Annotated in this window: 24 protein-coding genes; 20 read left to right on the forward strand and 4 right to left on the reverse strand. The window is 72.9% G+C overall.

Annotated features, from left to right (window positions below; translation table 11 throughout):
* Positions 1-41: 41 nt before the first annotated feature.
* From DFQ13_RS15655 to DFQ13_RS15690, 9 genes are all read left to right on the forward strand, one after another.
* The gene (locus DFQ13_RS15655) at positions 42-1,376 is read left to right on the forward strand and encodes a M16 family metallopeptidase (protein ID WP_035290531.1); all 1,335 of its coding nucleotides are present in this window, start codon (positions 42-44) and stop codon (positions 1,374-1,376) included.
* Between the two features lie 9 nt (positions 1,377-1,385).
* A complete protein-coding gene (dapB, locus tag DFQ13_RS15660; RefSeq protein ID WP_110080325.1) occupies positions 1,386-2,162 on the forward strand; it encodes a 4-hydroxy-tetrahydrodipicolinate reductase in 777 nt (258 codons plus the stop codon).
* Positions 2,163-2,209: 47 nt separating this feature from the next.
* The gene (locus DFQ13_RS15665) at positions 2,210-2,650 is read left to right on the forward strand and encodes a tetratricopeptide repeat protein (RefSeq protein ID WP_035290520.1); all 441 of its coding nucleotides are present in this window, start codon (positions 2,210-2,212) and stop codon (positions 2,648-2,650) included.
* A gap of 6 nt (positions 2,651-2,656) precedes the next feature.
* Positions 2,657-3,361: an alpha/beta hydrolase gene (locus DFQ13_RS15670; RefSeq protein WP_110080326.1), complete on the forward strand. Its 705-nt coding sequence runs from the start codon at positions 2,657-2,659 to the stop codon at positions 3,359-3,361.
* Positions 3,362-3,402: 41 nt separating this feature from the next.
* Positions 3,403-3,966: a GyrI-like domain-containing protein gene (locus DFQ13_RS15675; protein ID WP_233438428.1), complete on the forward strand. Its 564-nt coding sequence runs from the start codon at positions 3,403-3,405 to the stop codon at positions 3,964-3,966.
* A 97-nt stretch (positions 3,967-4,063) separates the two neighbouring features.
* The gene (locus tag DFQ13_RS33875) at positions 4,064-4,231 is read left to right on the forward strand and encodes a hypothetical protein (RefSeq protein ID WP_161784550.1); all 168 of its coding nucleotides are present in this window, start codon (positions 4,064-4,066) and stop codon (positions 4,229-4,231) included.
* A gap of 801 nt (positions 4,232-5,032) precedes the next feature.
* Positions 5,033-5,635 carry a MauE/DoxX family redox-associated membrane protein gene (locus tag DFQ13_RS15680; protein ID WP_110080327.1) on the forward strand — a complete coding sequence of 201 codons (603 nt, stop codon included), beginning with the start codon at positions 5,033-5,035 and terminating at the stop codon, positions 5,633-5,635.
* A gap of 29 nt (positions 5,636-5,664) precedes the next feature.
* Positions 5,665-5,874, forward strand: coding sequence for a DUF2277 family protein (locus tag DFQ13_RS15685; protein ID WP_110080328.1), 210 nt, complete (start codon positions 5,665-5,667; stop codon positions 5,872-5,874).
* Positions 5,875-5,955: 81 nt separating this feature from the next.
* Positions 5,956-6,144 carry a DUF397 domain-containing protein gene (locus DFQ13_RS15690; protein WP_110080550.1) on the forward strand — a complete coding sequence of 63 codons (189 nt, stop codon included), beginning with the start codon at positions 5,956-5,958 and terminating at the stop codon, positions 6,142-6,144.
* Here DFQ13_RS15690 and DFQ13_RS15695 read toward each other — a convergent pair.
* On the reverse strand, positions 6,112-6,621 hold the full coding sequence (locus tag DFQ13_RS15695) for a YqaA family protein (protein WP_181400020.1): 510 nt from the start codon (positions 6,619-6,621) through the stop codon (positions 6,112-6,114). The two genes, DFQ13_RS15690 and DFQ13_RS15695, sit on opposite strands and share 33 nt — an antisense overlap.
* Positions 6,622-6,744: 123 nt before the next feature.
* Positions 6,745-7,299, reverse strand: coding sequence for an EF-hand domain-containing protein (locus tag DFQ13_RS15700; RefSeq protein WP_035281854.1), 555 nt, complete (start codon positions 7,297-7,299; stop codon positions 6,745-6,747).
* A 202-nt stretch (positions 7,300-7,501) separates the two neighbouring features.
* Between DFQ13_RS15700 and DFQ13_RS15705 the strand changes: the two genes are divergently transcribed.
* Together DFQ13_RS15705 and DFQ13_RS15710 are read left to right on the forward strand one after the other, a co-directional pair.
* Positions 7,502-7,909: a YciI family protein gene (locus DFQ13_RS15705; protein WP_110080329.1), complete on the forward strand. Its 408-nt coding sequence runs from the start codon at positions 7,502-7,504 to the stop codon at positions 7,907-7,909.
* An 8-nt stretch (positions 7,910-7,917) separates the two neighbouring features.
* Complete coding sequence (locus DFQ13_RS15710) at positions 7,918-9,060, forward strand: RNA polymerase sigma factor (RefSeq protein WP_110080330.1); 1,143 nt, start codon at positions 7,918-7,920, stop codon at positions 9,058-9,060.
* 477 nt (positions 9,061-9,537) lie between these two features.
* Here the strand turns inward: DFQ13_RS15710 and DFQ13_RS15715 are convergent, their stop codons facing one another.
* Positions 9,538-10,095, reverse strand: coding sequence for a GNAT family N-acetyltransferase (locus tag DFQ13_RS15715; protein ID WP_035288880.1), 558 nt, complete (start codon positions 10,093-10,095; stop codon positions 9,538-9,540).
* A 55-nt stretch (positions 10,096-10,150) separates the two neighbouring features.
* On the opposite strand from DFQ13_RS15715, the gene DFQ13_RS15720 reads away from it, so the two are divergent.
* From DFQ13_RS15720 to DFQ13_RS15750, 7 genes are all read left to right on the forward strand, one after another.
* Positions 10,151-11,377 carry a winged helix-turn-helix domain-containing protein gene (locus DFQ13_RS15720; RefSeq protein ID WP_233438429.1) on the forward strand — a complete coding sequence of 409 codons (1,227 nt, stop codon included), beginning with the start codon at positions 10,151-10,153 and terminating at the stop codon, positions 11,375-11,377.
* Positions 11,378-11,436: 59 nt separating this feature from the next.
* A complete protein-coding gene (locus DFQ13_RS15725) occupies positions 11,437-11,997 on the forward strand; it encodes a toxin-antitoxin system HicB family antitoxin (protein WP_110080332.1) in 561 nt (186 codons plus the stop codon).
* A complete protein-coding gene (locus DFQ13_RS15730) occupies positions 11,994-12,863 on the forward strand; it encodes a DUF4097 family beta strand repeat-containing protein (protein WP_110080333.1) in 870 nt (289 codons plus the stop codon). Before DFQ13_RS15725 ends, DFQ13_RS15730 begins: the two co-directional genes overlap by 4 nt.
* A gap of 101 nt (positions 12,864-12,964) precedes the next feature.
* Positions 12,965-13,717: an FAD-dependent thymidylate synthase gene (gene thyX, locus DFQ13_RS15735; protein WP_110080334.1), complete on the forward strand. Its 753-nt coding sequence runs from the start codon at positions 12,965-12,967 to the stop codon at positions 13,715-13,717.
* 4 nt (positions 13,718-13,721) lie between these two features.
* Positions 13,722-14,117: an ACT domain-containing protein gene (locus tag DFQ13_RS15740; RefSeq protein ID WP_110080335.1), complete on the forward strand. Its 396-nt coding sequence runs from the start codon at positions 13,722-13,724 to the stop codon at positions 14,115-14,117.
* Between the two features lie 70 nt (positions 14,118-14,187).
* Complete coding sequence (locus DFQ13_RS15745; RefSeq protein ID WP_233438430.1) at positions 14,188-15,696, forward strand: serine/threonine-protein kinase; 1,509 nt, start codon at positions 14,188-14,190, stop codon at positions 15,694-15,696.
* A 20-nt stretch (positions 15,697-15,716) separates the two neighbouring features.
* Positions 15,717-16,337 (forward strand): TIGR03085 family metal-binding protein, encoded by a 621-nt coding sequence (locus DFQ13_RS15750; RefSeq protein ID WP_110080336.1) that lies wholly within the window; start codon positions 15,717-15,719, stop codon positions 16,335-16,337.
* A 30-nt stretch (positions 16,338-16,367) separates the two neighbouring features.
* Here DFQ13_RS15750 and DFQ13_RS15755 read toward each other — a convergent pair whose 3' ends face one another.
* Entirely contained in the window at positions 16,368-16,868 is a 501-nt protein-coding gene (locus DFQ13_RS15755; RefSeq protein ID WP_110080337.1) for a hypothetical protein, read from the reverse strand.
* Between the two features lie 98 nt (positions 16,869-16,966).
* Here DFQ13_RS15755 and dapA point away from each other — a divergent pair, with 98 nt between their 5' ends.
* Both dapA and DFQ13_RS15765 read left to right on the forward strand, forming a co-directional pair.
* The gene (gene dapA, locus DFQ13_RS15760) at positions 16,967-17,980 is read left to right on the forward strand and encodes a 4-hydroxy-tetrahydrodipicolinate synthase (RefSeq protein WP_110080338.1); all 1,014 of its coding nucleotides are present in this window, start codon (positions 16,967-16,969) and stop codon (positions 17,978-17,980) included.
* Positions 17,977-19,704 carry a ribonuclease J gene (locus tag DFQ13_RS15765; RefSeq protein ID WP_110080339.1) on the forward strand — a complete coding sequence of 576 codons (1,728 nt, stop codon included), beginning with the start codon at positions 17,977-17,979 and terminating at the stop codon, positions 19,702-19,704. The genes dapA and DFQ13_RS15765 overlap by 4 nt, the downstream gene beginning before the upstream one ends.
* The last annotated feature ends 95 nt before the right edge of the window (positions 19,705-19,799 follow it).

A 19,799-nucleotide genomic window follows, 5' to 3' on the forward strand; every position in this document is an offset into this window, starting at 1 on the left:
CCGCGGGCGCCCCGAGCGCCCGCGGTCGCGGTACCTCCCGCATCTCCTCCCGCACCCCGGGGCACCTGCAGAAGCCCGGCAGCACCGTGGTGCTGGAGCGCTCCGCCGACGCCGAGGTGCGCCGCACGCTGCTGCCCGGCGGCCTGCGGGTGATCACCGAGCGCGTGCCCGGCGTGCGCTCGGCCTCGGTCGGCATCTGGGTCGGCGTCGGCTCGCGCGACGAGGCCCCGCCCGTCGCCGGTGCCGCGCACTACCTGGAGCACCTGCTGTTCAAGGGCACGGCGAAGCGGTCCGCGGCGGCCATCGCCGAGGAGATCGACGCCGTGGGCGGTGAGCTGAACGCGTTCACCGCCAAGGAGCACACCTGCTACTACGCGCACGTCATCGACGAGGACCTGCCGCTGGCGCTGGATCTCGTGGCCGACGTGGTCTTCGACGCGGTCTGCGCCGAGTCCGACGTGGAGACCGAGCGCGGGGTGGTCCTCGAGGAGATCGCCATGCGCGACGACGACCCCGAGGACCTGCTGCACGACGCGTTCTGCGAGGCCCTGATGCCCGGGCACGCGCTCGGCCGCCCGGTGCTGGGCTCCGAGGAGTCGATCACCGGCATGAGCCGCACCGCGCTCAACGGCTTCTACCGCCGCCGCTACACGATGCCGAAGATGGTCCTGGCCGTGGCGGGCAACGTCAGCCACCGCCAGGTGCTCGCCCTCGCGCGCAAGGCGCTCGGCGACCGCCTCACCGGCGACCGCGCCCCGGCCGCGCCCAGGGTGGGCCGCGCCCGCTTCGGCAGCGCGCCGGAACTGGTGCTGCACACCGACGACACCGAGCAGGCGCACATGATGCTCGGTGTCCGCGCCCTCGACCGGCACGACGAGCGCCGCTTCACCCTCAACGTGCTCAACGCCGCCCTGGGCGGCGGCATGAGTTCCCGGCTGTTCCAAGAGGTCCGCGAGCGCCGGGGCCTGGCCTACCAGGTCTACTCGTCGGTCGCCTCCTACGCCGACTCCGGGCACCTGTCGGTCTACACCGGCTGCCAGCCCGACCGCCTGGGCGAGGTGGCCGGGGTGGTCCGCGAGGTCCTCGCCGACGTCGCCGCGAACGGCCTGTCCGACGCCGAGGTGGCCCGCGGCAAGGGCCAGTTGCGCGGCGGTCTGGTGCTGGGCCTGGAGGACACCAGTTCCCGCATGTCGCGCATCGGCAAGGGCGAACTCGCCTACGCCGACTACCTGACGGTGGAGCAGACCCTGGAGCGCATCGCCGCCGTCACCGCCGAGGACGTCGCGGTCCTCGCCAAGGACCTGCTGACCCGACCGCTGGCCGCGGCCGTGGTCGGCCCGTACGACCACATCGACGACGTGCCGGTCCGACTCTGAGGTGAACCGATGACGACCCCCACCCCCCGTTCCGCGGACAACCCCGTCCGCGTCGGCGTGCTCGGCGCCCGCGGCCGCATGGGCGCGGAAGTCGTCAGAGCCGTGGAAGCGGCCCCGGACCTGCGGGTCGTGGCCGCCGTCGACGCGGGCGACCCGTTGTCCGCCGTCGCCGACGCGGGCGCCGAGGTGGTCGTCGACTTCACCCACCCCGACGTCGTCATGGACAACCTGCGCTTCTGCCTCGACCACGACCTCCACGCGGTCGTCGGCACCAGCGGCTTCGACGACGCCAAGGTCGCCACCCTGCGCGAGTGGCTGGAACCGAAGTCGGACCTGGGTGTCCTCCTCGCCCCCAACTTCGCCCTGGGTGCCGTGCTGTCGATGCGCTTCGCCCAGCTCGCGGCCAAGTACTACGACACGGTCGAGATCATCGAACTGCACCACAACCGCAAGGCCGACGCCCCCAGCGGCACCGCGGCCCACACCGCCCGCCTCGTCGCCGAGGCCCGCGAGGCAGCCGGTCTCATCGAGGTCCCCGACGCCACCACCGCCGAGGTGGACGGCGCCCGGGGCGCCCTGGTCGACGACATCCGAGTCCACTCGGTCCGCCTGCGGGGCCTGGTCGCCCACCAGGAAGTCCTCTTCGGAGGGACCGGCGAAACCCTCACCATCCGCCACGACTCCCTGGACCGCACCAGCTTCATGCCGGGTGTCGTGCACGCCGTCCGGGCGATCCCGGACCGGCCCGGCCTGACCGTCGGCCTGGAAAACCTCCTCGACCTCTGACCGGCCCGACCAGCGGCGATCCGCCGCCCGGCCCGTACGATCGCGGCGTGTCCCCCAGAACCGTCTCGATCATCCTCACCGCCGTCCTGGTCGTGTACTTCGTCCTGCTCGGCGGCCGGGCGGTCGCGCTGTTCCAGGACGGTTCCCCCATCGCCGTGGCCCTGGGGGTCGGCGTCCTCCTGCTGCCCCTGGTCGGCGCCTGGATCGCCTACGCCACCTTCCGCTTCGGGATGCGCACCTCGGTCCTGGCCAAGCGCCTCGACGCCGAGGGCGGCCTGCCGGACACCTCCGACCTGCCCCGCACGCCCTCCGGCCGGGTCGACCGCGGTGCCGCCGACACCTGGTTCGAGAAGCACCGCGCCGAGGTCGAGTCCACCCCGGACGACTGGCGGTCCTGGTACCGCCTGGCCGTGGCCTACGACGTCGCGGGCGACCGGTCCCGGGCCAGGGACGCGATGCGCAAAGCCCTCGAACTGGCGGGTGTGTGACCGACCATGGGCACCTACGTCCTGGTCCACGGCGCGAGTTCCGACAGCACCTACTGGTACCGCGTCACCCCGCTGCTCCAGGCGCTCGGGCACGAGGTCATCACCCCCGACCTCCCGGTGGCCGACCCGACCGCCGGGCTCGCCGAGTACACCGACGCCATCGTGGACGCGGTCGGCGACCGCCCCGGCGTAATCCTGGTGGCCCACTCCATGGCGGCGTACTCCGCCCCGCTGGCCTGCGAGCGCATCGCGGTGGACCTGCTGGTCCTCGTGGCCGCCATGACCCCCAGGCCGGGGGAGACGGCGGGGGACTGGTGGGAGGCCACCGGCCAGGTCGAGGCCCAGCGCGAGCAGGACCTGCGGGAGGGCCGCGACCCCGACGCGCCGTTCGACCCCCTGGTGACCTTCCTGCACGACGTGCCCCCGGAGGACCTGGAGGAGGTGCTGGCCCAGCCGGTCCCGGTGCAGTCCGACCGGCCCTTCAGCGACCCGTGGCCCGCCTCGGCGTGGCCGCCGGTGCCGACCCGGTTCCTGCTGTGCCGCGACGACCGGCTGTTCCCGGCCGACTTCCAGCGGCGCGTCGTGCCCGAGCGGCTGGGGATCACCCCGGACGAGATGGGCGGTGGCCACCTGCCCGCGTTCTCCCGCCCGGCCGAACTCGTGGAGTGGTTGGAGCGCTACCGGAGCACGGTTGTCGGTGCCGCTCGCTAGCCTCGCCCGTTGACCGCGTTCGACCCGGCGAAGGGGTCGGTGTGGAGCGGGTGTCCGAGGCGCACGAGGTCGTCGTACTGGTGGCCCTGCCCGCCGACCGAGCGAGAGGAACCTCCGACATGACCACCGAGCCGCACGTCGAGAGCCGCACCGAGCAGCCCTACGCGAGCATCCGCACGACCGCTCCGCTGAGCGAGTGGGGGCGGGTCAACGCGCTGGTCCCCGAGGTGCTGGAGTGGCTCACCGCACGGGGGAACACCCCGGTGGGGGCGCCGTTCTACCGCTACCACGCCGTCGACCCCGCCGGCCTGATCGACGTGGAGGTCGGCTGGCCGGTCCAGGACCCGGTCGAGGGGGACGGGCGGGTGGCCGCCGGGGCGCGGCCCGCGGGTGACTACGCGGTGCTCGTCCACCTCGGGCACCCGGACCGAATCCGGGAGACCTTCGCCGCCCTGGACGGCTGGTCGGCGCGCACCGGAACCGGTTTCGCCATCCGTGACGGGGTGTGGGCTGGGCGTTTCGAGACTTATCTCACCCACCCCGATGAGGTCTCTGACCTGGGGGAATGGCGAACCGAGGTGGCTTACCTGCTCTCGACCGAGTGACCGATTCGGCTCTTCCCAGTGAGGCACGAGCGACCTGCCCTAGCATGATCGCCGTCACTGCCGACACCACAGGTCGCTTTCCCTCGAAGGTGGACAAGTGAACGCCAACGAAACCCTGGTGGACCCCGACGGTCTGTACGACTCGACGGGCGTCTGCCTCTGCCCCGCCTACGCCCGCGTGCCGGGCAGGCGGGAGTTGCACGACATCGGCGCCCCGGGGTGCGCCCACGGCCCTGCTGACTGGTCCGACTCGGACGGCGAATAGCCCACATCGGAGTTGGGCGATAAGGAGTAATCGGCTCACAGGACATCGAGGGAGACCGGCGAGCGGGGGCTCGCCGGTCTTCGTCGCTTTCGGCCACCATGCGGGTTTATCCCGATTCTGCCGACGAGATCGACACCGCCACCGCGTATGCGGCGGCCTGGGGTGTGTCTGGCAGCCCAGTTTTTTTGTGGGTGTGTCCGGGTGGATGTGCTCTGGTTTTAGAGCCCGGTTGTTTGTTGTGGGTGCCCGGGTGGGTGGATGTGTTTGGCCGGGGCCCCTATGGCGATCATGTGCTCCAGTGCGTCAGGTGGGGCTGAAAAGATGCCTCACCGCCCAGGCAGGCTGTCACATGATCGCCACCCCCGGCCAAACACATCCACCCACCCGGGCAGTTCGCTCGCCAGGCCGCCGGTTTCGGGGGTGGCTGATTGGGCCGCTGCGCTGGTGGGGTTCGCGGTGGCTGGTGGCTGGTGGCTGGTGGCCGGGCCGGCGGTTGGCGGGTGGCTGGCCAATCGCATCCACCCACCGGGGCGGTTCCGTAGTCGGGTCGCCGGTTTCGGGGGTGGTCGGCTGACCAGGCGCATCCACCCACCCGGGCATCTCCGTAACCGGGCCGGCGGTTTCGGGGGTGGGAGGCCAGCCAAGCGCATCTGCTCACCTGGTCATCTGCTTGGCCGGGCTGGCGGTTCCCTGGGTGGTCGGCTGGCCGAGTACTTCCACCCACCCGGGCATCTGCTTGGCTGAGCCGCCGGCTTCCTGGGTGGTCGGGCTGTTTTGAGGACACGCTCCGGGGAGGCGCGGATGTTCGGCTGGGTGGGTGCGGCCCCTGCGGTCGCGCTGGCCGTGGTCCTGCTGTGGGCGGCGGGCTTCAAGCTGCTGGCGCCCTCCGCGTCCGCGGCGGTCCGGCGCTCGGCGCTGCGCGGGCTGGTCGGTGCTGAGCGGGTCGGGCCGGCGCACCGGGTGGTCGGGGGAGTGGAGGCGCTGGTTGCCGTCGCCCTGCTGGTTCCGGCGGTGCGGCCGGTCGGCGCGGTGGCGGCGGTGCTGCTGGGCGCGGGCATGGTCGCCTACCTCGGCTACGCCAGGTCGGCGGCGCCGGGGTCCTCGTGCGGGTGCCTGAGCGGGGAGGTGGCCCCGGTCGGGGCGCGCCAGTTCGCCAGGGCCGGGCTGGTGGTGGTGGCGGGTGCCGGGGCGTTGTTCCCCGGCGGGTTCGCCCCGGGGTCGGCGCTGCTGGTGCTGCTCGCGCTGGTGGCGCTCTCCCCGGAGTTGGACCCGTACTGGCGCGCGCCGCTGCGCCACGAACCGGACGACGCGCGGGTGGCCCTGGTCGACAGCACCGACGACACCGACAGCACCGGGGCGGCTCCGGCCGACAACGTGGAACCGGTCGGGTCCGCGACCTCGTGATTGTCGGTGCCCGGGTGCACCATGGGGCCATGTGTCGCAGCATCAAGACCCTGAGGCCCCCGTACGTCGAGGAGGCGGGCGACGACGACGTCCGCGCTGCGGCGTTGCAGTACGTGCGCAAGATCTCCGGTTTCCGCGCACCGGCCGCGCACAACGCGGCGGCCTTCGAGGCCGCGGTGGACGCCGTCGCGGCGGCCACCGCGGACCTGTTGGACCAGTTGGTCGTCAAGGGCCGGTAGGGGTTCGGCGCGTGGGCCGGTTCGCGGGTGCCCGTCACCGGCGAAGCGGTCCGCCGTCGTGAGCAGGGGAAAGGGGAGTACGTGGCGAGCAGGTGGCGGCGCAGCAGCTTCAGCGGGGACAGCGGCAACTGCGCGGAGGTCGTCCACGGGCCCCGCGTCGGCGTCCGCGACTCGAAGAGCCTGGGCGCGGAGCTGTGGTTCCCCGGTGGCGCCTGGGTGGCGCTGCGTGCCCTGCTCCTAGAGGAACCAGCCCGCGAACAGCGCCGGTGAGGCCGCCAACAGGCTGAACCGGATGAACCGGCCCACCAGCCCGGCCCCGATGAACGTGCTCAACCGCATCCGCACCAGCCCCGCCAGCACCACGGTCGCCATGTACGGCGGCAGCCCCACCACGGAGCTGACGCTGTAGGTGCCCAGCATCCAGTGCGGGTGCTCCTCGCACTTGGCCCGCACGGTCTCCACCCACGCCCGCAGCCGCTTGGTCCGCAGCTCCCACCGGGCCCGCCGCGCGGTCAGCGGCCTGGGCCGCCGGTGCAGGAACGCGGGCAGGTGGATCGATCCCCGCCCGGCGTAGTAGTACAGCAGCTTGCCCCCGACCTGCCCGACCGCCACCGCGGCGCCGAGGAGCAGGCAGGAGATCTGCGGTTGCTGCGTGGCCAGCCCGATCACGAACAGCTCGATGCTGACGAACGGGACCACGGCGGACCCGAAGGCGATGCCCAGGGTGATGCACAGCCAGGGCAGCAGCACGCGGACCCCCTTCCGTCGGACCGGCCGTCGACGGTACCCGACCCCACCACGGGGACGCCCGGACCGGCGGACCCGTTCCACCGCGCCCGGGATCGACCCCCGCGGGTCAGCCCGGCGCCGTCATTCCGGCAGCGGCCCCAGCAGGAACTCCCCGGCCGAGCCCTGGCTGTCGTCGAAGTAGAACTCGCGGATCGCCGACAGCAGTTCGGCCGTGCCGATGTAGCCGTCCTCGTCGGTGTCGAGCCGCCGGTGGACGTCGCGCCCGGTCGCGTCCGGCAGGGCCATCAGGCCCCGGGTCCAGCGCACCTCGTCCTCGGCGGACAACCGGCCGTCGCCGTCGGTGTCGGCGATGGCCATCAGCGCGTCGAGGAAGGGCACGTAGACGCGGTCGAAGTTCTCCGGCGTCTCCAGCAGGCCCGCGGTGAACGCCCGCTTGTACTCGGCCAGGTCGATCCGGCCGTCGCCGTCGGTGTCGGCCGCGGCGGCCAGGTGCCGCCAGAGCCCGCCCATGAGTTCGCGCAGCCTGCGCAGCCCGGGGTCGGTGTCGGGGAGGCCGTACTCGGCGCCCAGGTTGGCGCAGGCCCGCTCGAAGTCGGCCGCGTCGACCAACCCGTCCCGGTCGAGGTCGTAGGTCTGGAACCGGCGCGTCAACTTGCGGTCCAGGAACGACGACATCGCAGCGGTCCTCTTCCCCTCGGGTGCTCGAACGACGTCGAGTCAACCACGGGTCGGGAGCGCGGTGGGATCGGGTGCGGACGGCCCCCCGGAAAAAATCCAGGAGATTTCGCCTGCGGTGTCGAGAACCAGTGCCCGGCTCCGTCCCCGGGGTGAGAGCGACCAGAATGGGGTCGCGCCAGTACTGAGGAGACAACCCACCATGGCCAAGTACCTGCTGCTCAAGCACTACCGCGGCGCCCCGTCGGCGGTCAACGACGTGCCCATGGCCCAGTGGACGCCGGAGGAGATCTCGGCCCACGTGCGGTACATGAACGACTTCGCCGCCCGGCTGGAGGGCACCGGCGAGTTCGTCGACAGCCAGGCGCTCGCCCCCGAGGGGACGTTCGTCCGGTACGACGGCGAGGGGCGCCCGCCGGTCACCGACGGCCCGTTCGCCGAGACCAAGGACCTCATCGCCGGGTGGATGGTGATCGACGTCGACAGCCACGAGCGGGCCGTTGAGCTGGCCGGGGAACTGTCGGCCGCCCCCGGCAAGGACGGGAAGCCGATCCACGAGTGGTTGGAGCTGCGCCCGTTCCTCACCGCGTCGCACACCATCACCGAGTGAGCTCGCCGGTGACGGGGGCACTGCTGCGGGGCCTGACCCCGGGCGTGCTCGGCGTCCTCGTCCGCCGCGGGGCCCCCTTCGCGGCGGCCGAGGACGCCGTGCAGGACGCGCTGGTGGAGGCGCTGCGCACCTGGCCGGACGACCCGCCGCGCGACCCGAAGGGCTGGTTGGTCACCGTGGCCTGGCGCCGGTTCCTCGACGCCACCCGGGCCGAGGCCGCCCGCCGCAGGCGCGAGGACCTCGTCGACGAGGAACCGGCGCCGGGCCCCGCGCCCGCGGTGGACGACACGCTCCAGCTCTACTTCCTGTGCGCCCACCCGTCGCTGACGCCGTCTTCGGCGGTCGCGCTCACCCTGCGCGCCGTCGGCGGGTTGACCACCCGCCAGATCGCCCAGGCCTACCTGGTGCCCGAGGCGACCATGGCCCAGCGCATCAGCCGGGCCAAGCGCACCGTCTCCGGCGTGCGCTTCGACCAGCCCGGCGACGTCGCCACCGTCCTGCGCGTCCTCTACCTGGTCTTCAACGAGGGCTACTCCGGCGACGTCGACCTGGCCGCCGAGGCCATCCGGCTCATCCGGCAGCTCGCCGCCTCGATCGACCACCCCGAGGTGGCCGGGCTGCTCGCCCTCATGCTCCTGCACCACGCCCGCCGCGCCACCCGCACCGCCCCCGACGGCAGCCTGGTCCCGCTGGCCGACCAGGACCGCACCCGCTGGGACACCGCCGCGATCACCGAGGGCGTCGGTGTCCTGCAGGCGGCCCTCGCCCGCGACCGCCTGGGCGAGTTCCAGGCCCAAGCCGCCATCGCGGCCCTGCACGCCGACGCCCCCACCCCCGAGGAAACCGACTGGGTCCAGATCGTCGAGTGGTACGACGAACTGACCCGCCTCACCGACAACCCGGTCGTCCGCCTCAACCGCGCGGTGGCAGTGGGCGAGGCCGACGGCCCACGAGCGGGCCTGGCCGCCCTGTCAACCCTGGACGCCTCCCTGCCCCGCCACACCGCCGTCGCCGCCCACCTCCACGAACGCGACGGCGACCTGGACACGGCGGCCCGCCTGTACGCCGAGGCCGCCCAGAAGGCCCCCAACCTCGCCGAACGCGACCACCTGACCCGCCAGGCCGCCCGCCTCAACACCCGCCACCACTAGAACTCCCCGCAAAGCCGCCACCCAACCCCCCAAACCACCAGCCACCCGGAACCCCCACCGGCGCAGCAACACCCGCCACCCGGAACCCCACGGGCGCAGCGACAACCGACCACCCCGAAACCCGCCGGCCCGGCGAGCGAATGTTCGGGTGGGTGGAGGTGCTTGCCCGGCCGACCACCCCGGAAACCGGCGGCCCGGCGAGCCAACTGCCCGGGTGGGTGGATGTGTTTGGCCGGGGGTGGCGATCATGTGACAGCCTGCCTGGGCGGTGGGGCATCTTTTCAGCCCCACCTGACGCACTGGAGCACATGATCGCCATAGGGGCCCCGGCCAAACACATCCACCCAGCCGGGCACCACCCACAAACAACCGGGCTTGAAAACGCGCCAGGCATATCTACACAGCCGGGCACACCCACAAAACGACCGGGCTTCGAAACTCGGCCACCACAACAAAACCCCAGCACACCGCGACCGCTCAGGCCAGTTCCAGCTCCAGCGTCCCGGTCACCCGCACCTCACGCAGCGGCCGCCCACCCGCGTCCAAGGTCCGCACAACCCCATCCGGTTCCCACCCGACCCGGCGGAAGAACCCCACCGAGGCCGCATTGCGCTCCGGCACCCACGCGATCCCCCGCGTGCACCCCGCCCCCCGCAATTCCGCCGCAGCAGTGGCGAGCAGCCTGCCCGCATGACCACGGCGCCCCCACCGGGGTTCCACCAGCAGCAGGCTCACCAGCGCGACCGTGGCCGCGTCCTCGGCGGGCAGGTCGTTGGCGGCGGCGGATTCGGATTCGGGGGAGGGCCCGACCGAGCAGAAGCCGACGACCCACGGTCCCTCCTGGGCGACGAACACCGTGGCAGGCCCCTGGGCCATGGTCTGGCGCCACTGCTCGGCCGCTTCCGCCGGGTCCAGTCCGGCCAGGACGTCGGTGGGCAGCAGCGACTCGAAGGCCGTCTGCCAGGTCTGGACCTGGATGCGGGCGATCTCGTCGGCGTCCGCGGGGGTGGCGGGGCGGACCTGGGCATCGGCCATGCCCGGCAACCTATCGGGTGCCGGGTTGTCGGTGGTGGCCGGCAGCATCGTCGCGGTGATCGAAGCAACCCCCACCCTCTCGGCCGCGGCGGCCCGGCGGACGGCGCTGGCCGCGCAGGGCTTCGCCGACGCCCGCCCCGGTGGCCCGCCGACCCGGCGCCACCTGCAGAAGGCGCTGTCGCGCGTGCAACTGCTCCAGCTCGACTCGGTCAACGTGGCCGTGCGGGCGCACTACATGCCCGTGTTCTCCCGGCTCGGCGCCTACGACCAGGACCTGGTGGACGAGGCGGCGTGGTCGCACTCGACGCGCAGGCCCCGGTTGCTGGTGGAGTACTGGGCGCACGAGGCGAGCCTGATCCCCGCCGAGGACTGGCCGCTGTTCCGGTGGCGGATGCGGCGGTACGAGCAGCGCTACGCCCGGCACGTGGAGCGGATTCGCCGCGAGTCGCCCGGGTTGGTCGACGACGTGCTGGCCACCGTCGGGGAGCAGGGGCCGATCGGGGCGGGGGCGCTGGAGGCGGCGCTGGGCGGGGCGGTGCCGAAGGTCAAGGGCGGGTGGTGGAACCGGTCCGACGTCAAGCACGTGTGCGAGTACCTCTTCGCCGTCGGCGAGTTGACCACCGGGACGCGCAAGGGCTTCCAGCGCCACTACGACCTGCCCGAGCGGGTCCTGCCGCCCGAGGTGCTGGCCCAGACCCCGGATGACGACGAGTGCGCCCGCCGCCTCACGCTGCGCGCGGCGCTGGCCCACGGGGTCGGCACGGAGAAGGACCTGCGGGACTACTACCGGCTCCAGCCCGCCCAGTCGCAGCGGGCGGTGGCCGAGCTGGTGGAGGACGGGCAGTTGGAGGCGGTGGCGGTGCAGGGGTGGCGGCACCCGGCCTACCGGCACCCGGCCGCCCGCACGCCGCGCCGGGTCGAGGGGCGGGCGCTGCTGTGCCCGTTCGACCCGCTGATCTGGGAGCGCGCCCGCACCGAGCGGCTGTTCGGCTTCCACTACCGCATCGAGATCTACGTCCCCGAGCCCAAGCGCCTCTACGGCTACTACGTGTTCCCGTTCCTGCTCGACGGGGAAATCGTCGCCAGGGTGGACATCAAGGCCGACCGGGCCACGGGAACCCTCCGCGCGCAGGGCTCGTTCGCCGAGGACGGGGTCGACCGGACCCGGGTGGCCGCTGAACTCGCCGCGGAGTTGCGGCTGATGGCGGACTGGTTGGGGCTGGAACACCTGTGGGTCGGAGACCGGGGTGATCTGGCCGATGCCCTGCGCAATGCCGTCTGACACCACAGTGGCATCACGGCTTCCTCGACAGATGTCAAGAATGGTGTCATGGTGGTGTCATGGACCTGAGCCCGTACATCGCCGCTCTGCGGGATGACCTGACCACCACCGCGTCCGCGGGTGACGAGACGACCCGCCGGGCCGCGGCGGTGCTCGCCGCGGCCGTCGAGCCCGCCGCCCGGCTGGCGATCATGAACGCGCTGGCCGACCTGGCCGCCGAGGTGACCGCCGAGCTGCCCGACCACGTGGTCGAGGTGCGGCTGGACGGCCGCGACGTGCGGGTGGCGGTCACCGGCACCGCCAAGTCGACCACCGGGCAGGCCGGGCCCGAACAGCCCCGGGCCGAGGAGGTCCCGCCCACGCCGCCGTTCAGCGGCGCGGCGGGCGACATGAGCCGGATGACGCTGCGGCTGTTCGAGGAGCTGAAGGGCCGCGCCGAGCAGGCCGCCTCCACCCAGGGGGTGTCCCTCAACACCTTCGTGCAGCAGGCGTTGCAGGGCGCCCTCAGCGGCAAGGGCAGGGGGTGGCACTCGCACCCCTCCGGCACCCCCGCCGCCGAGAAGCCGGATTCCGACGACGGCGAGGGCGGCTCCCGGGTGCGCGGGTGGTACGCGGGATGAGCACGCGCAACGAGACCTTCACCGCCGACGGCCCGGTGCACGTCAACGTCGGCACGGCGGCCGGGCGGATCGAGGTCCGGCTGACCGACGGACCCGACGTGCACGTCGAGGTCCGGCACGCCCCGGAGAGCGCCACCCCGTGGTCCGAGGGCGTCTCGCAGGTGCTCGGCTGGATCAACGGCCAGTTGGGCGAGCAGGGCCCCACCGACACCGGCGCCGAGGCGGTCCGCCGGACCTGGGTCGACTTCACCGCGGGCACGCTCACCGTCCGCTCCCCGAAGGCGGCCCCGCTGGGCGCGGTCCCGCTCGGGGTGACCGTGCTGGCCCCGCTCGGTTCCCGGGTGACGGCCAACGGCGGCGCCGCCTCGGTGACCGTCGCGGGCACCGCCGACCGGGTGGAGGTCGGCACCGGCGCGGGCTCGGTCAACGTCGAGCGCGCCACCGGGGTGGTGCAGGCGAACGCGGGCACCGGCACCGTCCGGGTCGGCTCGGCGGGCGGCGGGCTGCGGGCGCGCACCGGGGCGGGCGACGTCGAGGCGGGCGAACTCGGCGGGCCCTCCACCATCGTCACCGGGCGCGGCAACGTCCACCTGGCGACCGTGGCCGCCGACCTCCGCGTGCGCAGCGGTTCCGGGACCATCACCGTCGCCGACGCCACCGCGGGCCGGATCGAGCTGAACACCGGCTCCGGCGCCCTGAACGTCGCCGTGCGCCGGGGGACACCCGCGGAGGTCGACGTTTCGACCGGTGTCGGCACGGCGGTCGCGGACCTGCCGCTGGACACCACCGCCCCCGCCGAGGCCCCGGCGCTGCGCGTGCGCGGCCGCAGCGGCACCGGCGACGTGGCGGTGACGCTGGCGGGCTGAGGGCATCCGGCGGGGGTGGGCCGTGCACCGGGCCCGCTCCCGCCGCGGTCCACCTATAGTGCAGGCGACCGGGTACGCCAGTCGGAGCAAAGGACCAGCACGTGACCCAGACGGTGCGGCCGAGGGTGCAGCTCATCGCCAAGACCGAGTTCTCGCCCCCGGCGGACGTCCCGTGGTCGACCGACGCCGACGGCGGTGCGGCGCTGGCGGAGTTCGCGGGCCGCGCCTGCTACCAGTCGTGGGACAAGCCGAACCCGGCCACCGCCACCAACGCGGGCTACCTCCGGCACGTCATCGAGGTCGGCCACCTGTCGGTCCTGGAGCACGGCAGCGCCTCCTTCTACCTGACCGGCATCTCCCGCTCGCTGACCCACGAGCTGGTCCGCCACCGGCACTTCTCCTACTCGCAGCTCTCCCAGCGCTACGTCCCGGAGACGTCGGCCGCGGTGGTCGAGCCGGGCGTCATCGCCGACGACCCCGAGCTGCACGCGAAGTTCCTCGCCGCCACGCGGGCAGGCCAGGACGCCTACAACGAGCTGCTGGCCGGGCTGGAGGCCAAGTTCGCCGACGTGGCGGGCGGCACCCTGCGCAAGAAGCAGGCCAGGCAGGCGGCGCGGGCGGTCCTGCCCAACGCCACCGAGACCCGGATCGTGGTCACCGGCAACTACCGCGCCTGGCGGCACTTCATCGCCGTGCGCGCCACCGAGCACGCCGACGTGGAGATCCGCGCGCTGGCCGTGGAGTGCCTGCGCCACCTGCGGGAGGTCGCCGCCGCCGTGTTCGCCGACTTCACCATCAGCGCGCTGCCGGACGGCACCGAGGTCGCCTCCAGCCCGCTGGTCGCCGAGGGCTGAGCCGGTGAAGCGACTGATCATCGACGTGACCGACGGGGACTACGCGGTCACCCGGCTGGACCCGGGGACCCCGGTCGACCCGGCGGTCTTCGGCTCACCGGGGCTGGTGTCGGTCACCAGCACCCCCGACGAGGTGTCCGTCGTGGCCCCCACCGGCCGCGGCCCCGCCGGGGGCCGCGCCGAGGACGGGTGGCGGGTGCTCACCGTGCGCGGCCCGCTGGAGTTCACCCTCACCGGCATCATGGCCTCGCTCGCCGGTTCGCTGGCCGCGGCCGGGGTCTCGCTGTTCGCGGTGTCCACCTTCGACACCGACCACATCCTCGTCCACGACGCCGACCTGACCAGGGCGGTGGCGGCGCTGCGCTCCGCCGGACACGAAGTGCACCCCGCGAGCGACTGATCTGCCGGGAGCACCCGCGCGGGCGGGGGCCTGCCGGTTACGATCCCCGGCACTTGCAGGAGGTGGACGGGTGACGCAGGAGCAGGGACCCACCGTGGCGCACGGGTCACGGGTGGTCGCGGGTCGCTACGCGATCCTCGGTGAGCTGGGCCGCGGCGGCATGGGCGTGGTGTGGCTGGCCGAGGACCGGATGATCGGCCGCAACGTGGCCATCAAGGAGCTGCACCTGCCCGAGGGCGTCCCGCACGAGGAGCGCCGGGTGTTCGAGGAGCGGGTGCTCCGCGAGGCGCGCACCGCGGGCAGGCTCAACGACCCGGCGGTGGTCACCGTCTACGACGTGGTGCAGGAGGCCGGGGCCACCTACATCGTGATGGAGCTGATCCAGGCCCCCACCCTGTCGGACGTGGTCAAGGAGCGCGGCCCGCTCCCGCCCGAGCAGGTCACCGTCCTCGCCGAACAGCTCCTCTCCGCGCTGGAGGCCGCCCACCAGGCGGGCGTCATCCACCGCGACGTCAAGCCGAGCAACATCATGCTGGCCAAGAACAACCGGGTGAAGCTCACCGACTTCGGCATCGCCCAGTCGCTCGACGACCCGCGGCTCACCAGCAGCGGGATGCTCATCGGCTCCCCGACCTACATGGCCCCCGAGCGCATCCGCGGCGAGGAGGCCCACGCGTCGTCGGACCTGTGGGCGCTGGGCGCGGTGCTGTTCTTCGCCATCGAGGGCTACTCGCCCTTCGAGCGCCCCACCACCGCCGCCACCATGCACGCCATCCTGGCCGAGGTCCCGTACCTGACCAGGGCGCAGGGCGCGCTGGCCTCGGTGATCACCGGCCTGATGGTCGCCACCCCACAGGCCCGCCTCAACGCCGCCCAGGTCCGCGGCCTGCTCGCGCACGTCCGCACCGGTCCGCCGACCGGCCCGCACGGCATGGCCACCCCGCAGCACACCGGCCCGGTCCCCACCCAGAACACGGTGCTCCACCCGCCGCAGCCCCCGCACACCGCCACCCGCGCGGTCCAGCCCGCAGCGGGCAAGCGCTGGAGCCTCAAACCCGGTGTCGTCTTCACCGTGATGGCGGTCGTGGCGGTGCTGGCGCTGGTCGGAGGCATCTTCCTCAACCGGGCCTTCACCGCCACCGGCTCGGACGGAGCCGCCCCGAAGGTCGAGACCTACACCTACGGGCCCGGCGGCGACCTCACCGAGTTCAACCTGTCGGAGGGGTACTGCGCCAACAACCGCCTCCAGGCCGGCGCGGGCTTCTCCAACTCGGGCAACGACTGCAAGAAGACGTTCCTGATCGAGGTCTTCGGCACCATCGACCCCCTCAACTCGAACTACACCCTCGCCTACGACGCCGAGGACGTCGAGGCCGTGGGGAAGGGCTACTGCGGCTGGCTGTTCAACACCGAACGGGTCATCCCGGACAAGCGCGGCAACCTCAAGTACTCGATCGTCTACCCCTCCCGGCAGACCTGGGACGACAAGGAGGACAGCAGCCGCCACACGATCTACTGCGTCCTGTCGGGCGCGAACGGCCAGCAACTCACCGGCTCCCAGGTGAACGACTACAAGTGACCCACCGGTAGGGTCGGCGCATGGGTGTGGCCAAGGACGAGCGCGCGGCGCTGTGCGACCTGTTCACCGTCGTCGGGCCGGACGCCCCGACCCTCTGCGGGGCGTGGACCACCCGGGACCTCGCCGCGCACCTGGTGATCCGCGAGCGCAGGCTCGACGCCTCGGCGGGCATCCTGGTCAAGCCGCTCGCCGGTTACCTGGACAAGGTGACCCGCGGCTACCTGGCCAAGCCGTGGGACGAACTGGTCACCCTCGTGCGCACCGGCCCCCCGGTCTGGTCGCCGTTCAAGCCGCTGGACGAGCTGATCAACACCACGGAGTACTACGTCCACCACGAGGACGTCCGCCGGGCCACCCCCGGCTGGGAACCCCGGCCCCCCGCCGCCCGCCGCGACGCCGCGATCTGGACGACCCTGGGCCGCATGGGCAAGGTCCTGCTGCGCAAGAGCCCCGTCGGCATCGCCCTGCGCACCCCCGAGGGCCGCACGGCGACGGTCAAGAAAGGCCCGGACCCGGTCACCCTGGTCGCGGAACCCGGCGAGATCCTCCTGTTCGCCTTCGGCCGCGACGAGAGTCGCGTGGAGTTCGAGGGCCCGGACGCCTCGATCTCCGCCGTGAAGAACCTCAGCCGGGGCTTCTGACCCGGGCGGCACCTGTCCACATCGGAAACGTCACTGGATCGGGTGGCGCAGGAACCCGTCCGCGAAGAACTCCGTGGACCCGCACACCGGGCACCGGTAGGCGTGCTGCACCACCGCGTCCTGCGACAGCGCCTTCACCCCGCCCATCAGCGCCATCTCCCCGAGCATGAAGCTCATCGCCCCCGCGTACTGCCGCCGCACCTTGCAGTGCGGGCACACCAGGTCCACCGCCGCGTGCCGGGCCGCCTCCTCCACGTCCGCGGCCTCCGCGCGCGTGCGGGCCTCCCGCAGGAAGTGCTCGGCCTCGGACAGGGTCATGACCTGCTCCTGGTCGTACCCGTCCTCGTCGTGGTACTTGAGCAGCGCGGACTGCGCCTGCGAGCGGGGGACCGTCTTGCGGCCGAGGATGCCGCCCGCCGCCCGGTAGTGGACCTGGGCGTTGCGGATGCCGGGCGGGGAACCGCGCAGCACCTTGACCTTGCTCGGGTCGGGGGTGGTCGCCGGGTCGGGCTCGAAGACGGGATCGGGCACAGCGCACCGTAACGCGCGTCACCCGGGTGGGCACCCGTCGGTGTCGCAACCGCAGGTGGCGGACGGCACCGGGGAGGCCAACGGGTAGCGTCAGCACCATGACCGCATGTCCCACCGCCGCCCCCGGCAGGCCGTTCGGCCGGGTGCTGACCGCCATGGTCAGCCCGTTCGCCCCCGACGGGACGGTGGACCTCGACCGCGCCCAAGCCCTGGCCGAGCACCTGGTGGAGCTGGGCAACGACGGGCTGGTCGTCAACGGCACCACCGGCGAGTCGCCCACCACCTCCGACCGGGAGAAGTCCGACCTGGTGCGCGCCGTCGTCGAGGCGGTCGGCGACCGGGCGACCGTGGTGGGCTCGGTGGGCACCTACGACACCGCGCACAGCCTGCACCTGGCCCGGGAGGCGGAGAAGGCGGGCGCGCACGGCCTGCTCGTCGTCACCCCGTACTACTCCCGGCCGCCGCAGGCCGGGCTGCTCGCGCACTTCACCGCCGTCGCCGACGCGACCGGGCTGCCGGTGATGCTCTACGACATCCCGCCCCGCTCCGTGGTGCCGATCGAGGTGGACACGCTGCGGCGGCTCGCCGAGCACCCGCGAATCCAGGCCGTGAAGGACGCCAAGGGCGACCTGCTGGCCGGGTCCGACGTGATCGCCAGCACCGACCTGGCCTACTACTCCGGTGACGACGCCCTGAACCTGCCGTGGCTGTCCGTCGGCGGGGTCGGGGTGGTCAGCGTCATCGGGCACGTGGTCGCCGGGCGGCTGCGGTCGCTGGCCGACAACTACGACCAGGGTGAGGTCGCCCAGGCCCGCAGCATCCACATGGGACTGCTGCCGGTGCTGCGGGCGTTCAGCCGGGTCGGCGGGGTGGTGTTCAGCAAGACCGCCCTGCGGTTGCGCGGCCACGACTGCGGCAACCCCCGGCTGCCGCTGCTCGCCGCCACCCCCGAGCAGGTCAAGGCCATCGCCGCCGACCTGGCCGAGGCCGGGGTGCCGCTGTCGAGCGCACCGGAATCACACGTGGCCAGCGCCCGCGTCGCCCACACCGACGCCAACGCCGCCTACGTCACCACCACGACCCACACCAGCGCCGGGACGGTCCGCCAGTGAGCCCGCAACCAGCACGCCCCACCCAGAACCAGGCCCCGAAGGCCGGGAAGTGGCCGCACAACCCGCCGCCCCCGCTGCCCGAGGGCGCGCTGCGCGTCGTCGCGCTCGGCGGCATCGGCGAGGTCGGCCGCAACATGACCGTGTTCGAGTTCGCGGGCAGGCTGCTCATCGTCGACTGCGGGGTGCTCTTTCCCGAGGACCAGCAGCCCGGCGTCGACCTGATCCTGCCCGACTTCTCCGCCATCGAGAACCGGATGGCCGACGTCGACGCCCTCGTGCTGACCCACGGCCACGAGGACCACATCGGCGCGGTCCCGTTCCTGCTGCGGCTGCGCCCGGACCTGCCGGTCGTCGGCTCTCGGTTCACCCTCGCCCTGGTCGCGGCCAAGTGCAAGGAACACCGGCTCAACCCGAACCTGCGCGAGGTCAAGGAGGGCGACACCACCTCCTACGGCGAGTTCGACTGCGAGTTCTTCGCGGTAAACCACTCCATCCCGGACGCGATCGCGGTCGCCATCCGCACCCCGGCCGGGGTCGTCCTGCACACCGGTGACATCAAGCTCGACCAGCTCCCGCTCGACGGCCGCCTCACCGACCTGGCGGGCTTCTCCCGCCTCGGCGACGAGGGTGTGGACCTGTTCCTGGTCGACTCCACCAACGCCGAGGTCCCCGGCTTCGTCATCTCCGAGCGCGAGATCGGCCCGGTCCTCGACAGCGTCATCCGCCGGGCCGACCAGCGGGTGATCGTGGCCTGCTTCGCCAGCCACGTGCACCGGGTGCAGCAGGTCCTCGACGTGGCGGTCAAGCACGGCCGCCGGGTCGCGCTGGTGGGCCGGTCGATGGTGCGCAACATGGGCATCGCCGCCGACCTGGGCCTGCTCAACGTCCCCGCGGGCCTCCTGGTCAACATCGACGAGGCCATGACCATGCCCGACGACCAGGTCCTGTTCGTCTCCACCGGGTCGCAGGGCGAACCGCTCTCGGCCCTGTCGCGGATGGCGCGCGGCGAGCACCGGCAGATCTCCATCCGCCCCGGCGACACCATCGTGCTGGCCAGCTCCCTGATCCCGGGCAACGAGAACGCGGTGTTCGGCGTGATCAACGGCCTGGTCCGCCTCGGCGCGGACGTCGTGCACCAGGGCAACGCCAAGGTCCACGTGTCCGGCCACGCCCCCGCCGGGGAACTGCTGTTCCTCTACAACGCGGTCCGCCCGAGCAACGTGATGCCGGTGCACGGCGAGTGGCGCCACCTGCGCGCCAACGCCGCACTGGCCGTGCAGACCGGTGTCCCCGCCGACCACGTGGTCATCGCCGAGGACGGCGTGGTCGTCGACATGGTCGACGGCCGAGCGGCCATCTCCGGCCGCGTCGAGGTCGGCCACGTCTACGTCGACGGCCTCTCGGTCGGCGACGTCGGCGAGTCGACCCTGTCCGACCGCCTCGTGCTCGGCGAGGGCGGCTTCATCTCGATCACCGTCGTGGTCGACTCCTCCACCGGCCGCGCGGTCTCCCCGCCCACGGTCTCCGGCCGCGGCTTCTCCGACGACCCCAAGGCCCTTGACGGCGTGGTGTCGCTGGTGGAGATGGAGCTATCGCACACCGAGTCCGCGGGCATCACCGACCCCCACCGCATCGCCCAGTCCGTGCGCCGGGTGGTGGGCCGCTGGGTCGCCGACACCTACCGCAGGCGTCCGATGATCGTCCCCACGGTCATCCCCGTCTGACCCGCTGAACGCGAACGACCTCCGCCCCACGCGCAGCGCTCGTGGGGCGGAGTCGGTTCACGGGCGGCGGATGGGTCCTGGTCCGGCGATTCCTC

The organism is Actinokineospora spheciospongiae (assembly GCF_003182415.1).
Classification (GTDB): Bacteria; Actinomycetota; Actinomycetes; order Mycobacteriales; family Pseudonocardiaceae; genus Actinokineospora; species Actinokineospora spheciospongiae.

Excerpts from the sequence above, each read along its gene's own strand:
- dapA (WP_110080338.1), top strand. The coding sequence starts at position 16,967 with ATGACCGCATGTCCCACCGCCGCCCCCGGCAGGCCGTTCGGCCGGGTG.
- dapB (WP_110080325.1), top strand. The coding sequence starts at position 1,386 with ATGACGACCCCCACCCCCCGTTCCGCGGACAACCCCGTCCGCGTCGGC.
- DFQ13_RS15730 (WP_110080333.1), top strand. The coding sequence starts at position 11,994 with ATGAGCACGCGCAACGAGACCTTCACCGCCGACGGCCCGGTGCACGTC.
- DFQ13_RS15725 (WP_110080332.1), top strand. The coding sequence starts at position 11,437 with ATGGACCTGAGCCCGTACATCGCCGCTCTGCGGGATGACCTGACCACC.
- DFQ13_RS15705 (WP_110080329.1), top strand. The coding sequence starts at position 7,502 with ATGGCCAAGTACCTGCTGCTCAAGCACTACCGCGGCGCCCCGTCGGCG.
- DFQ13_RS15700 (WP_035281854.1), bottom strand. The coding sequence starts at position 7,299 with ATGTCGTCGTTCCTGGACCGCAAGTTGACGCGCCGGTTCCAGACCTAC.
- DFQ13_RS15685 (WP_110080328.1), top strand. The coding sequence starts at position 5,665 with ATGTGTCGCAGCATCAAGACCCTGAGGCCCCCGTACGTCGAGGAGGCG.
- DFQ13_RS15670 (WP_110080326.1), top strand. The coding sequence starts at position 2,657 with ATGGGCACCTACGTCCTGGTCCACGGCGCGAGTTCCGACAGCACCTAC.
- DFQ13_RS15750 (WP_110080336.1), top strand. The coding sequence starts at position 15,717 with ATGGGTGTGGCCAAGGACGAGCGCGCGGCGCTGTGCGACCTGTTCACC.
- DFQ13_RS15680 (WP_110080327.1), top strand. The coding sequence starts at position 5,033 with ATGTTCGGCTGGGTGGGTGCGGCCCCTGCGGTCGCGCTGGCCGTGGTC.
- DFQ13_RS15715 (WP_035288880.1), bottom strand. The coding sequence starts at position 10,095 with ATGGCCGATGCCCAGGTCCGCCCCGCCACCCCCGCGGACGCCGACGAG.